The 13,586-nt window shown below is 61.1% G+C and carries 10 protein-coding genes; 2 read left to right on the plus strand and 8 right to left on the minus strand.

Annotation, left to right across the window (positions count from 1 at the left end):
• The first annotated feature begins 18 nt into the window (after nt 1-18).
• Nucleotides 19-1,908 (plus strand): PhoX family protein, encoded by a 1,890-nt coding sequence (locus tag ATE40_RS00165; RefSeq protein WP_063918141.1) that lies wholly within the window; start codon nt 19-21, stop codon nt 1,906-1,908.
• 48 nt (nt 1,909-1,956) lie between these two features.
• Here the strand turns inward: ATE40_RS00165 and apaH are convergent, their stop codons facing one another.
• The 6 genes from apaH to lptD form a co-directional block, all read right to left on the minus strand.
• Nucleotides 1,957-2,805: a bis(5'-nucleosyl)-tetraphosphatase (symmetrical) ApaH gene (gene apaH / locus ATE40_RS00170; protein ID WP_019455039.1), complete on the minus strand. Its 849-nt coding sequence runs from the start codon at nt 2,803-2,805 to the stop codon at nt 1,957-1,959.
• 2 nt (nt 2,806-2,807) lie between these two features.
• The gene (gene apaG, locus ATE40_RS00175) at nt 2,808-3,185 is read right to left on the minus strand and encodes a Co2+/Mg2+ efflux protein ApaG (protein ID WP_019455040.1); all 378 of its coding nucleotides are present in this window, start codon (nt 3,183-3,185) and stop codon (nt 2,808-2,810) included.
• 12 nt (nt 3,186-3,197) lie between these two features.
• Nucleotides 3,198-4,016 carry a 16S rRNA (adenine(1518)-N(6)/adenine(1519)-N(6))-dimethyltransferase RsmA gene (gene rsmA / locus ATE40_RS00180; RefSeq protein ID WP_063918142.1) on the minus strand — a complete coding sequence of 273 codons (819 nt, stop codon included), beginning with the start codon at nt 4,014-4,016 and terminating at the stop codon, nt 3,198-3,200.
• Complete coding sequence (gene pdxA / locus ATE40_RS00185; protein ID WP_019455042.1) at nt 4,009-5,010, minus strand: 4-hydroxythreonine-4-phosphate dehydrogenase PdxA; 1,002 nt, start codon at nt 5,008-5,010, stop codon at nt 4,009-4,011. Before pdxA ends, rsmA begins: the two co-directional genes overlap by 8 nt.
• Nucleotides 4,988-6,289 carry a peptidylprolyl isomerase SurA gene (surA, locus tag ATE40_RS00190; RefSeq protein WP_025159631.1) on the minus strand — a complete coding sequence of 434 codons (1,302 nt, stop codon included), beginning with the start codon at nt 6,287-6,289 and terminating at the stop codon, nt 4,988-4,990. Before surA ends, pdxA begins: the two co-directional genes overlap by 23 nt.
• A 65-nt stretch (nt 6,290-6,354) precedes the next feature.
• Nucleotides 6,355-8,715, minus strand: coding sequence for an LPS assembly protein LptD (gene lptD, locus ATE40_RS00195; protein ID WP_063918143.1), 2,361 nt, complete (start codon nt 8,713-8,715; stop codon nt 6,355-6,357).
• 228 nt (nt 8,716-8,943) lie between these two features.
• Between lptD and djlA the strand changes: the two genes are divergently transcribed.
• Entirely contained in the window at nt 8,944-9,765 is an 822-nt protein-coding gene (gene djlA, locus ATE40_RS00200; protein WP_019455045.1) for a co-chaperone DjlA, read from the plus strand.
• Between the two features lie 45 nt (nt 9,766-9,810).
• Here the strand turns inward: djlA and rluA are convergent, their stop codons facing one another.
• Together rluA and rapA are read right to left on the minus strand one after the other, a co-directional pair.
• Nucleotides 9,811-10,461, minus strand: coding sequence for a bifunctional tRNA pseudouridine(32) synthase/23S rRNA pseudouridine(746) synthase RluA (gene rluA / locus ATE40_RS00205; protein WP_004932866.1), 651 nt, complete (start codon nt 10,459-10,461; stop codon nt 9,811-9,813).
• 57 nt (nt 10,462-10,518) lie between these two features.
• Nucleotides 10,519-13,425 carry an RNA polymerase-associated protein RapA gene (gene rapA, locus ATE40_RS00210; RefSeq protein ID WP_063918144.1) on the minus strand — a complete coding sequence of 969 codons (2,907 nt, stop codon included), beginning with the start codon at nt 13,423-13,425 and terminating at the stop codon, nt 10,519-10,521.
• Nucleotides 13,426-13,586 lie beyond the last annotated feature (161 nt).

Raw genomic sequence — 13,586 nt, forward strand, 5'->3', positions numbered from 1 at the left:
TAAAAAGGTAACCACGCTATGACCAAGCAAATTGAGCAATTAGACGCCGATCGCCTGATCGATCCCACTCGCCGCAAACTGCTGCTCGGCAGCGCCGGCGCCGTCGGTCTGGCCGGTTTTCTCGGCGGCGGCATCTGGTCGGTCTCCGCCGAGGCGTTGGCCGAGGATCTGCCGCCGAACAGGCTGCTGGGCTTTCAGGGCATCGCCGCGTCGACCGCCGATGAGGTGACCATCACGCCGGGCTACCGGGCCGAGGTGCTGATCTCCTGGGGCGAGCCGTTGGTGGACGGCGCGCCGGCCTTCGATCCGCAGGGCAACAACAGCGCCGCCGATCAGGAAAAGCAGTTTGGCGACAACAACGACGGCATGAGCTTTTTCCCGATCGATGACAATCACGGCGTGATGGCCATCAACAACGAATACGTCAACGAGCAGTACCTGTTCGCCCACGGCGGCACCAAGGCCACTAGCCTGGAAGAAGTGCGCAAGTCGCAGGCGGCGCACGGCGTCTCTATCGTGGCGGTCAAACGCGTCGGCGATGGCCAGCGCTGGGAAGTCGAGCGCCCGTCGCGCTATAACCGCCGCATTACCGCCAACAGCGACATGCAGTTCAGCGGCCCGGCTGCCGGGCATCCGCTGCTGCAGACCGCCGCCGATCCGAGCGGCCGCAAGGTGTTGGGCACCTTCGGCAACTGCGCCAACGGCAAGACGCCGTGGGGCACTTACCTGACCTGTGAAGAAAATTTCGATACCTACTTCGGGACTCACCAGGCCGATTACCCAACCACCCCGGAACAGAAACGCTACACGCTGAAGGCCAACGAGCCGGAGCGCAACTGGCCGGACTACGACGAACGCTTCGACGTGGCGAAGAACCCCAACGAATTCAACCGCCACGGCTGGATCGTGGAGATCGATCCGCTGGATCCAACCTCGACGCCGATTAAGCACACTGCGCTGGGCCGCTTCAAACATGAGAACGCGGCGGTGACCGTCGCCAAAGACGGCCGTCTGGTGGTGTATATGGGGGACGACGAGCGCGGCGAGCATATCTATAAGTATGTCTCCAAAGGCGTGGTCGACATCGCCAATCCGGCCAACAATCGCACGCTGCTGGACGAAGGGACGCTGTATGTGGCGCAGTTCGACGGCGACGAAGCCGGCACCCCGCTGAAGGGCAAAGGGCGCTGGATTGCGCTCGAGTTCGGCACGAACGGCCTGACGCCGGAGAACGGTTTCCGCGATGAGGCTGAAGTGCTGATCTTCGCCCGTAAGGCGGCGCAGCAGGTCGGCGCCACTAAAATGGATCGCCCGGAGTGGATCGCGGTGAACCCGCATGATGGCCGCGCGTACTGCACGCTGACCAACAACAGCAAGCGCGGCGAGGAAGGGATGCCGTTGAACGCCGCTAATCCGCGGCCGAACAATGTCTATGGCCAGATTATTCGCTGGGACGAGGGCGGCGACGCCACCGCCGACGCTTTCACCTGGGATATCTATGCGCTGTGCGGCAACCCGATCGCCCACCCGGAAGGCGTTAACCGCGGCACGCCGAACATCACGGCGGATAACACCTTCAACAGCCCGGACGGGCTGGGATTCGATCGCGCCGGCCGCCTGTGGATCCTCACCGACGGCAAGTACAGCAACAAGGGCGACTACGTCGGGCAGGGCAACAACCAGATGCTGGTGGGCGATCCGGTCAGCGGCGAAATTCGCCGCTTTATGGTGGGGCCGAAGTCCTGCGAACTGACCGGCATCACCTTCACTCCGGACTACAGGACGATGTTCGTCAACGTGCAGCATCCGGGAGAAGAGGGCGATTCGCACTTCCCAAACAACAGCCCGCGCCCGCGTTCATCGGTATTGATGATCACGCGTGAAGATGGCGGGGTGATTGGGGCGTAAGGCGATAATATAGAAAACAAAGGCGGCCACGGGGCCGCCTTTGTATTTTCAGGATGCGGCTAATCTGCCGGCGTCAGGCGCTTCGCTGCGATTAGCTGGCTGGGTGAAATAACGACGGTCTTCCCAGCGCAGCATCGTCAGATCGCCGCCCCAGCAGCAGCCGGTATCCAGCCCGATCACGCCTTCCGGCGTGCCCTTGCCTTCGAGCGAGGCCCAATGGCCGAAGATGATGGTGTATTCGGGGTCGATCAGGCGCGGCAGTTCGAACCACGGTTTCAGCGGCGCAGGTGCGCTGCCCGGCGCATCTTTGCAGATCATGTCGAGCTGGCCGTTGGGGAAGCAGTAGCGCATGCGCGTGAACGCATTGGTGCTGAAACGCAGGCGCGCCAGGCCGCTCAACTCCGGCGCCCAGTTGTTCGGCATATCACCGTACATGGCGTCGAGGAACAGCGGGTAGCTGTCGCTGCTCAATACCGCCTCCACTTCGCGCGCACACATTTTCGCGGTGTCGATATCCCACTGCGGGGTGATGCCGGCGTGCGCCATCACCAGCTTTTGCTCATCATCCACCTGCAGCACCGGTTGGCGGCGCAGCCAGTTGATCAGCTCGTCGGCGTCAGGCGCTTCCAGCAGCGGTGTGATGCGATCTTTGGGTTTGTTGCGGCTGATGCCGGCGTAAACCGCCAGCAGGTGCAGATCGTGGTTGCCCAGCACCATGCGCACCGCCGGGCCGAGCGAGCGCACGTAGCGCAGCACGTCCAGCGAGGCGGGGCCGCGCGCCACCAGATCGCCGGTCAGCCACAGTTGATCGCGCTCGGGATCGAAAGCAGCCTGAGCCAGCAGCGACTTCAGTTCATCAAAACAGCCGTGAACGTCGCCGATAAGGTATGTCGACATAATTAATGGATCAGCGTTGGAATGGCTAAGCGGAACACGGGAATAGCGGTGCGGAACGGCTGACCCTGATGATCAACCATTTCGTAATGGCCTTCCATGGTGCCCAGCGGCGTTTCCAGAATGGCGCCGCTGGTATACTGAAACTCTCCGCCGGGCGGAATGACGGGCTGTTCGCCGATCACGCCTTCGCCCTGGACTTCGGTTTGGCGGCCGTTGCTGTTGGTGATCAGCCAGTAACGGCCCAGCAGTTGCACGTCGCTCCGCCCCAGATTGCGGATAGTGATGGTATAGGCGAAGACGTAACGCTCTTCTTCAGGGATCGACTGTGATTCCACATAGATGCTCTGAACCTGAATACACACGCGGGGCGAATCAATCATGACAACAACTCCTTATTGCTGCGGCGCCGGATTGGCTGACAGCCAGTTCGCCAGCTTGCAGTACTGCGCCACAGAAATATTCTCTGCTCTGAGCGAAGGATCGACACCCAGTTCCGTCAGCTGCTCCGGCGTGAACAGGTCGCCCAGGCTATTGCGGATGGTTTTCCGCCGCTGGTTGAACGCCTGCGTGGTGATGCGGCTCAGCATACGCACGTCGCCCACCGGGTTTGGCAGCACGCGGTGCGGCACCAGGCGCACCACGGCGGAATCGACCTTCGGCGGCGGCGCGAACGCGGTCGGCGGCACTTCCAGCACCGGAATGACGTTGCAGTAGTACTGCGCCATCACGGTCAAACGCCCGTAGGCCTTGCTGTCAGGGCCGGCCACCAGACGGTTGACCACCTCTTTCTGCAACATAAAGTGCATGTCGCGGATTGCCTGAGTATAGCTGAAAAGGTGGAACATCAGCGGCGTCGAAATATTGTACGGCAGGTTACCAAATACGCGCAGCGGTTGGCCAGCTTCCTCGGCCAGTTCGGCGAAATTCACCGTCATGGCGTCCTGCTGGCGGATGGTCAGCTTGTCTTTCAGCTGCGGATGATTCTCCAGCCGGGTGGCCAGATCGCGGTCCAGTTCGATCACCGTCATGCGGTCCATGCGCGCGCCGACCGGCTCGGTCAAGGCGCCGAGACCGGGGCCGATCTCAACCACCGCTTCGCCCGGCTGCGGGTGAATGGCGGAGACAATGCTATCGATGACAAACTGATCGGTTAAAAAGTTTTGTCCAAAGCGTTTGCGGGCAAAGTGCCCTTGGTGGACTCTGTTATTCATTACAATTAATTATCATTTTAATGGCGAGATTCAGGGCCGTTTGGAAACTGCCGACATCGGCGGTGCCGGTGCCGGCCAGTTCCAGAGCGGTGCCGTGGTCGACCGAGGTGCGTATGAAAGGCAAACCGAGGGTGATATTCACCGCGCGGCCGAACCCTTGGTATTTTAGCACCGGCAGCCCCTGATCGTGATACATCGCCAGCACCGCATCGGCATCTTGCAGATATTTGGGCTGGAACAGGGTGTCCGCCGGCAGCGGGCCGACAAGATGGATGCCGTCAGCGCGCAGCGCATCGAGCGCCGGGATGATGGTGTCTATCTCTTCGCGCCCCATATGGCCGCCTTCCCCGGCGTGGGGATTCAGACCGCAGACGTAAATGTGCGGCTGGGCGATGCCAAATTTGGTTTTCAGATCGTGGTCGAGAATGCGGATGACTTCGAACAGGCTCTGCTGCGTGATGGCGCCCGGCACCGCCAGCAGCGGCAGGTGGGTGGTCGCCAGCGCCACGCGCAGCTCTTCGGTCGCGAGCATCATCACCACGCGATCGCAGCGGCTGCGATCGGCAAAGAATTCGGTATGGCCGATAAACGGCACGCCGGCGTCGTTGATCACGCCCTTGTTCACCGGGCCGGTGATCAGTGCGGAAAACTCGCCGTTCAGGCAGCCGTCGCAGGCGCGCGCCAGGGTTTCCACCACGTAGGCGCTGTTGCCGACGTTCAACTCACCGGCGGTAACCGGGTGAGCGAGCGGCACCGGCAGCACGGTCAGCGTGCCGGCGCGTTGCGCTTCGGCCGGTTGCTGCGGTTGGTAGTCGCGCAGCGTCAGCGGCAGGCCCAGGCGTTCGGCGCGTTCAAGCAACAAGGCCGGATCGGCGCACACCACCAGCTCAACAGGCCAATCCTGTTGCGCCAGGGCAGCTACCAAATCCGGCCCCACCCCGGCGGGTTCGCCGGGGGTAATGACGACGCGTTTATTGCTGTGCATCGCTGCCATCGAGGATCTTCACGTAGGCCTGGGCGCGCTGTTCCTGCATCCAGGTCTGCGCTTCTTCGGCGAACTTGCGGTTGAACAGCATGCGGTAAGCGCGATCTTTCTGCGCGGCGTCGGTTTTATCCACCTGACGGGTATCCAGCAGCTGAATCAGGTGCCAACCGAAGGAAGAGTGTACCGGCGCGCTGATTTCACCCTTGCTCAGCTTCAGCAGCGCATCGCGGAAGGCCGGATCGTAGATGTCCGGAGAAGCCCAGCCCAGATCGCCGCCCTGCATGGCGGAACCCGGATCTTGCGACAGCTGTTTGGCTTCGTCGGCGAATTTGGCGCGGCCGCTCTTGATGGCTTCCGCCACGGATTGCAGCTTGGCGCGCGCCTGATCGTCAGTCAACACCACGGAAGGCTTCAGCAGGATGTGACGGGCGTGCACTTCGGTGACCGAGACCGACTGGCTGGCGCCGCGGATGTCGTTCACTTTCAGAATGTGGAAGCCGACGCCGGAACGGATTGGCCCGACGATGTCGCCTTTCTTGGCGCTCACCAGACGTTCCGCGAACAGGGTCGGGATCTCTTGCAGTTTGCCCCAGCCCATGTTGCCGCCTTTCAGCGCCTGAGAGTCAGCGGAGTAGGTGATCGCCAGCTTGCCGAAGTCGGCGCCGCTGTTGATCTCGCCCACCAGACGTTTGGCCAGTTCTTCGGCTTTGTCGACCTGCTGCTGCGACGGGTTCTCAGGCAGCGGGATCAGGATGTGGCTGATGTTCATTTCGGTGTCGCTGCCGTTCTGCGCACCCACCTGTTTGGCCAGCGAGTCCACTTCCTGCGGCAGGATGGTGACGCGGCGACGCACTTCGTTGTTACGCACTTCGGAGATCAGCATCTCTTTGCGGATCTGCGCGCGATAGGTGTTGTAGTTCAGCCCTTCATACGACAGGCGGCTGCGCAGCTGATCGACGCTCATGCGGTTTTGCGCGGCGATGTTGGCGATCGCCTTGTCCAGATCGGCGTCGGACACGGTGATGCCCATTTTCTTGGCCATCTGCAGCTGGATGTTATCCATGATCAGACGTTCGATGATCTGATGGCGCAGCGTCTTGTCGTCCGGCAGCTGTTGGCCGGCCTGCTGGGCGTTGAGTTTCACCGACTGCAACAGTCCGTTGACGTCGCTTTCGAGTACCACGCCGTTATCCACGACGGCGGCGACTTTATCCACTTCTTGGGGTGCTGCGAACGCGGCATTGGCGCAAACCACCAATCCGAGAATAAGCGTTCTCCAGTTCTTCATACATTTCCCATTATGTAATCCGCAAATGCGGGTGAAAGTTCTCGTTTTCAAAGTGTTGCAAAGCGTCAGAATGCGCGCTGATACGGCAGAATGCCGGAGCGCAGCATTTCCGCGGAGCCGAGACTATGATCGCTGCTCAGGCCACGCAGTTCGACGTTGAACGAAACTCTGTTGTCGTAAACGCTGGTATTGTTGCTGGTGTTCCAGTCGGTGATCTTGCGCTCATAGCCCAGGGTCACTGCCCAGCAGCAGGTGTTGTACTTCAGCCCCACCAGCTGATCGGCGGATTGTTTGGCGCGGGTGTCGTAGTAATACGCCCCGACGACCGCCCAACGATCGGCGATCGGCCAGCTGCCGGTAATGCCCACCTGCGAGATGCCGTCCTGGAAGGCCGGAACCGTCTTGGTGTTCAACGCCGTCTGGATGTATTCCGGCGTGGCGTAACGGTAGTTCAGCTGCACCACGCGCTCGGCGTCCTGGCGGTATTCCACCACGCCGTTGCCCAGCGAGACGCTGCTCAGGCGGGTGTCGTACTGCAGGCCGCCGCGCAGACCCCAACGATCGTCGATCTTCCAATAGGTATCGCCGGCCCAGGCCACGCTGCCGGTATTATCGTTGTTATCGAAACTCGTCATCTGGTCGCCGGTACGCGAACGGCTGAAGTAGTAGATTTGACCCACGGAAGCGTTAAAACGTTCAACCAGCGCGTCATCATAAATACGGGTGGTCAAACCGGTGGAGACACGGTTCTGCGAAGCGATGCGATCCAGGCCGCTGTAGGTGCGGTCGCGGAACAGGCCGGAGTAATCGGTCTGCAGCAGCGTAGTGTCGTAGGTGTAGATGTTGCTCTGATCGCGATACGGCACGTACAGGTACTGCACGCGCGGCTCCAGGGTCTGGGTAGCGCCTTCTGCCCAGATCATCGGCCGCTCGAACACCAGCTTGCCGTCGACCTTGAACTGCGGCAATACGCGGTTGACCGAATCGTCAAGATCCGGCGCGGCGGCGCCTTTGCGGCTCTGGTAGTTGGCGGCGAAACCGTCAGGAATATCCTGCTGGTAGTGGGTCGCCATCACCTTGGCTTCGGTGTTCAGGCTGGCCCAGCCGTTGGTTAGCGGCAGGTTGAGCGTCGGTTCCATATGCAGACGGGTGGCGTCCGGGCTATACGGGTTGACGCTGGTGAACTTGGCCGCCTGGCCGTAGATATGGAAATCGAACGGGCCGAGGTCGTTCTTGTAGTAGTTCAGGTCCAGCTGCGGCTGCACCTTGTAGGTCTGCGACCAGGTACGATCGGTATTGTCGAAGATCTGGAACTGCTTGGAGCTCAGCGTGGCGTTCCAGTTCTCGTTGGCGTAGCCGAGGCTGAATTTTTGCGTGGCGTAGCCGTCGGTGGTGGACCCGTACTTGGAGTCCAGATCGGTGAAGTATTTGTAATCGCTGACCTTGGTGTAGTCGACGTTGAAGCGCCACACCTGGTCCATGACACCGTTGTGGTTCCAGTAGAACAGCCAGCGTTTGCTGTCGTCATTGTCTTTGCCGTATTCCCGATCTTTCGGCAGCCAGTCCAACTCCATCAGGCCGAGACCCGGCTGCACCAGGTAGCGGAATTCGGTCTGCCACTGCAGGCCGCGCTTGGACATATAGTGCGGCGTGATGGTGGCGTCGTAGTTCGGCGCGATGTTCCAGTAGTACGGCAACATGAATTCGAAGCCGTTGTTGCTGCCGTACTTGGCGTTCGGGATCAGGAAGCCGGAGCGGCGCTTGTCGCCGACCGGCAGCTGCAGATACGGGCTGTAGAACACCGGCACGCCGCCGATGCGGAAGCGGGCGTTCCACACTTCTGCCACTTGTTCTTCACGATCGTGGATCACTTCGGAGCCGACTACGCTCCAGCTGTCGTCACCTGGCAGACAGGAGGTAAAGGTGCCGTTTTCCAGAATGGTGTAACGGTTGGCGCCGCGCATTTTCATCTTGTCGGCGTCGCCGCGCCCCTGACGACCTACCATCTGGTAGTCGCCCTCATAGACGTCGGTATCTTTGGTGTTCAGGTTCGACCAGGCCTTCGGGCCTTTCAGTTTGATCTGATTGTCGCTGTAGTGCACGTCACCGGTGGCCGTGACGGTGCGCACGGGCTCCGTCTGACCCGGGTTTTGCGTCTGGTTCAGCTCAACTTCTTTGGCGGTCAGGGTGCTGTTGCCCTGCTCGACACGCACGTTGCCGCTGAACAGGGCGCTTTTCGGGTAGTCGGCGCGCGAGTCGTCGGCATTGATGGTCACAGGCTGGCTGTTTGGATCGCCGCTGACCAAAGGCTTGTCGTAAACGGGAACGCCAAGCATGCATTGCTCGGCCAGATCAGCCAGCGCATGCTGACTGTAGAGTGCCGTCCAAATCATCGTGGCCAGCAGGGTTGGGAAACTTTTTTTCATACGCGGTTTTGGTGTTCCGTCATCAGAGGCGTCGTGTCCGGCAAACGGTCAGAGACTATATTACTCATCTGCGTTGCGCTAGTGCTAAATCCAGCCGTTTACTTGCGTCGTCGTTAGGCGCAAAGATAAATGACAGGTATGATAATCCAAATTCTGGGAAAAATCGCCTGCGCCCTTTCCTGAAACGGAGGAGAGCGGGCGGCTTTCGGCATGATAATTGAGGAGTATATGCAGTATTGGGGAAAACTGCTCGGCGTCATCGTCGCCATCTGGTCTGGCGCGGGATTCTGGGGTGTAGTTCTGGGGCTGATTATCGGTCATATGATCGATACGGCGCGCAGCAACAAGCGCAGCCGGGGTTTTTTCACCGACCAGCAAACGCGGCAAACGCTGTTTTTCCGCACCACTTTTCAGGTGATGGGCCACCTGACCAAATCCAAAGGACGCGTCACCGAGGCGGATATCCAGATTGCCAGCCTGTTCATGGATCGCCTGCAGCTGCACGGCGAAGCGCGCACCGCGGCGCAGCAGGCGTTCCGCGAGGGCAAACAGAGCCAGTTCCCGCTGCGTGAGACGCTGCAGCAGTTCCGCAGCATCTGCTTTGGCCGCTTTGATTTGATTCGGATGTTTCTGGAAATTCAGATTCAGGCGGCGTTCGCCGACGGCTCGCTGCATCCGAATGAACGTCAGGTACTGTACGTCATCGCCGAAGAGCTGGGCATTTCGCGCGCGCAGTTCGATCAGTTCCTCAGCATGATGGAGGGGGGGCGCCAATTCGGCGGCGGTCAACAGGGCGGGTATTCGCAGGGCGGCTATCAGCAGGCTCAGCGCGGCCCGACGCTCGACGATGCGTGCAAGGTGCTCGGCGTGAACAGCAGCGACGATGCCGCCACCATCAAGCGCGCCTACCGTAAGCTGATGAGCGAACACCATCCGGATAAGCTGGTGGCGAAAGGCTTGCCGCCGCAGATGATGGAAATGGCCAAGCAAAAAGCGCAGGAGATTCAGGCTGCGTACGACCTGATCAAACGCGAGAAAGGTTTTAAATAGGCGATGAAAGCGGGCCCGGCATGCCGAGCCCGTTTAACATATGATTCAGAAATCCGGCTCGGCGCGAAAGTGCATCGGCGTCTGGAAGGCGGGATGGGTGATGCGCAACTCTTGCGCATGCAGCTGCAATCGCGGCGCCATCGCCTTGGCTTCCGGCGGGGCGTAGAAACCGTCGCCGAGTATCGGGTGCCCCAGCGCCAGCATGTGCACCCGCAGCTGATGTGAGCGGCCGGTGATCGGCGTCAGCTTCACGCGCGTGCTGCCATCGGCGTCGCGCGACAGCACCAGATACTCGGTTTGCGCCGCTTTGCCGGTGTCAAAACACACCTTTTGCAGCGGCCGATTCGGCCAGTCGCAGATCAGCGGCAAATCCACCAACCCCTCGTCATGTTCCATATGCCCCCAAACGCGGGCGATATAGGATTTCTTCGGTTCGCGTTCGCGGAACTGCCGCTTCAGCTCACGCTCGGCGGCCTTGTTGAGCGCCACCACGATCACCCCGCTGGTGGCCATGTCGAGCCGGTGCACCGATTCGGCGGCCGGATGATCGGCCTGAATGCGGGTCATCAGGCTGTCTTTGTTTTCCGGCGCGCGGCCGGGCACCGACAGCAAGCCGCTGGGCTTGTTGACCACCATGATGTGTTCATCCTGATACAGGATGTGCAGCGGGTCCTGCGGGGGATTATAGGGTTCCATCTTGGCTCCGCGAAAAGGGCCGAACGGGGAGGCGGCTGCCTCCCCGCGTCGCGCCGGTTACTGGTGGGTGACCACCACCAGACGAATGGCATCCAGGCGCCAGCCGGCTTCATTGAGGTTGGCCAGCACCTGACGGCGGTTGAACTCCAGCGTTTCGACTTCGTCGTCGCGAATGTTCGGGTTGACCGCTTTCAGCGCTTCCAGACGCGTCAGCTCGGCGCTCAGCTTGTCGTCCGCCTCTTGTTTGGCTTGCTCGATAAGCGTGCGCGCCTGTGCTTCGACCAGGCTTTCCGCCTGCTGCAGCATGGCGTGCACGTCTTGCTGCACGGCGTTGACCAGCTTGCTGGAGGTGTGGCGGTTGACCGCGTTCAACTGGCGGTTGAAGCTTTCGAACTCGACCTGCGCCGCCAGGTTGGTGCCCTTGCGATCCATCAGCATGCGGATCGGCGTCGGCGGCAGGAAGCGGGTCAGCTGCAGGTGCTTCGGCGCCTGGGCTTCCACCACGTACACCAGCTCAACCAGCAGGGTGCCGACCGGCAACGCTTTGTTTTTCAACAGGGACACCGCACAGCTGCCGGTATCGCCGGACAGGATCAGATCCAGGCCGTTGCGAATGATCGGGTGTTCCCAGCTGACGAACTGCGCGTCTTCGCGCGACAGCGCCTGATCGCGGTCGAAGGTGACGGTGCAGCCGTCCTGCGGCAGGCCCGGGAAGTCCGGCACCAGCATATGGTCGGACGGCGTCAGCACGATCAGGTTGTCGCTGCGGTCTTCCTGATTGATGCCGACGATGTCGAACAGGTTGAGCGCAAAGCCCACCAGGTTGACGTCGTTATCCTGCTCGGCGATGGCGGCGGCCAGCGCCTGGGCTTTATCGCCGCCGTTGGAGTGCATCTCCAGCAGGCGGTCGCGCCCCTGTTCCAACTGCGCTTTCAATTGATCGTGCTGTTGGCGGCAGGCGTGGATGAATTCGTCCAGCCCTTCCTGCTCGGTCGGCGCGGCCAGAAAACCGATCAACTGCTCATAGCAGCTGTCGTAGATGGTGCGGCCGGTCGGGCAGGTGTGCTCGAAGGCGTCCAGCCCTTCGTGGAACCAGCGGCCCAGCACCGCCTGCGCGGTGTGCTCCAGGTAAGGCACCATGATCTGGATGTCGTGCATCTGGCCTATACGGTCCAGACGGCCGATACGCTGCTCCAGCAGGTCCGGGTTGAACGGCAGATCGAACATCACCAGCTGGCTGGCGAACTGGAAGTTGCGGCCTTCGGAACCGATCTCGGAACACAGCAGCACCTGCGCGCCTTCCTCTTCGGAGGCGAAGTAGGCGGCGGCGCGGTCGCGCTCGATGATCGACAGCCCTTCGTGGAACACCGCGGCGCGGATCGCTTCACGTTCGCGCAGCACCTGCTCCAGCTGCAGCGCAGTGTCGGCCTTGGCGCAGATCACCAGCACTTTTTCGTTGCGGTTGGCCAGCAGGTAATCCAGCAGCCATTCGACGCGCGGGTCGAAGTTCCACCAGGTGGCGTTTTCGCCTTCGAATTCCTGGTAGATTTGCTCCGGGTACAGCATGTCGCGCGCACGGGCTTCGACGGACTTTTTAGCGCCCATGATGCCGGAGACTTTGATCGCGGTCTGATACTGGGTCGGCAACGGCAGCTTGATCTGGTGCAGGTTGCGGTGCGGGAAGCCCTTCACGCCGTTACGGGTGTTGCGGAACAGCACACGGCTGGTGCCGTGGCGATCCATCAGCATCGAAACCAGCTCCTGGCGCGCCTGCTCGGCGTTGTCGCCTTCGCTGTTGGCGGCTTTGAGCAGCGGCTCGATGTCCTGCTCGTCGATCAGCTCGCCCAGCAGGTTCAGCTTGTCGTCAGCCAGGCGCTCACCGCTCAGCAACAGGGTGACGGCGTCGGCCACCGGACGGTATTTCTGCTGCTCGGCGACGAACTCGCCGTAGTCGTGGAAACGGTTTGGATCGAGCAGGCGCAGGCGCGCAAAGTGGCTCTGTTGGCCGAGCTGTTCCGGGGTGGCGGTCAGCAGCAACACGCCGGGGATATGCTCGGCCAGCTGTTCGATCACCTGATATTCGCGGCTCGGCGCTTCTTCGCTCCAGGCCAGGTGGTGCGCTTCATCGACCACCAGCAGGTCCCACTGGGCGTCCGCCAGCTCTTCCAGACGCTGCTTGTTGCGGCGCACGAAGTCCAGCGAGCAGATCACCAGCTGTTCGGTCTCGAACGGGTTGCTGCTGTCGAGCTTGGCTTCGGCGTAGCGGCTGTCGTCAAACAGCGAGAAGTAGAGGTTGAAGCGGCGCATCATCTCCACCAGCCACTGGTGCTGCAGCGTTTCCGGCACCACGATCAGCACGCGCTCGGCGCGGCCCGCCAGCAGCTGCTGGTGGATGATCATGCCGGCTTCGATGGTTTTGCCGAGGCCGACTTCGTCCGCGAGCAGAACGCGCGGCGCATGGCGCTGGCCGACTTCATGGGCGATGTGCAGCTGGTGCGGGATCAGACTGGCGCGCATGCCGCGCAGGCCGGCGAACGGCAGGCGATACTGCTCGCTCTGGTATTTGCGCGCGCGAAAACGCAGCGCGAAACGGTCCATGCGGTCGATCTGGCCGGCGAACAGACGATCCTGCGGTTTGCTGAAGGTCAGTTTGCTGTCCAGCAGCACTTCGCGCATCGCCACGCCGCTTTCCTGGGTGTCCAGACGGGTGCCGATATAGGTCAACAGACCGTTTTCCTCTTTCACCTCTTCCACCTGCAGCTGCCAGCCCTCGTGGCTGCTGACGGTATCGCCCGGGTTGAACATCACGCGGGTGATCGGCGAATCGTTTCTGGCATAGAGGCGGTTTTCACCGGTGGCGGGGAAAAGCAGGGTAATCATGCGCGCATCCAGCGCCACGACGGTTCCCAATCCTAATTCGCTTTCCGTGTCGCTGATCCAGCGTTGACCAAGAGTAAAAGGCATATATTGTCGGCTCGATTCTTTGTAAGTAAGTCTTGTTACCGGGCGGGAAAGGCCGCGGCACCTGTACTGAACGTCAGCTAATCCCGGTTTGTTTTAAATTTGGCGGGCAATAGCCGTTCACGCCATGCAGACGTCGCGAGACGGCAGGGCTAAGCGTGGTT

It is taken from the genome of Serratia surfactantfaciens (assembly GCF_001642805.2).
Lineage (GTDB): Bacteria > Pseudomonadota > Gammaproteobacteria > Enterobacterales > Enterobacteriaceae > Serratia > Serratia surfactantfaciens.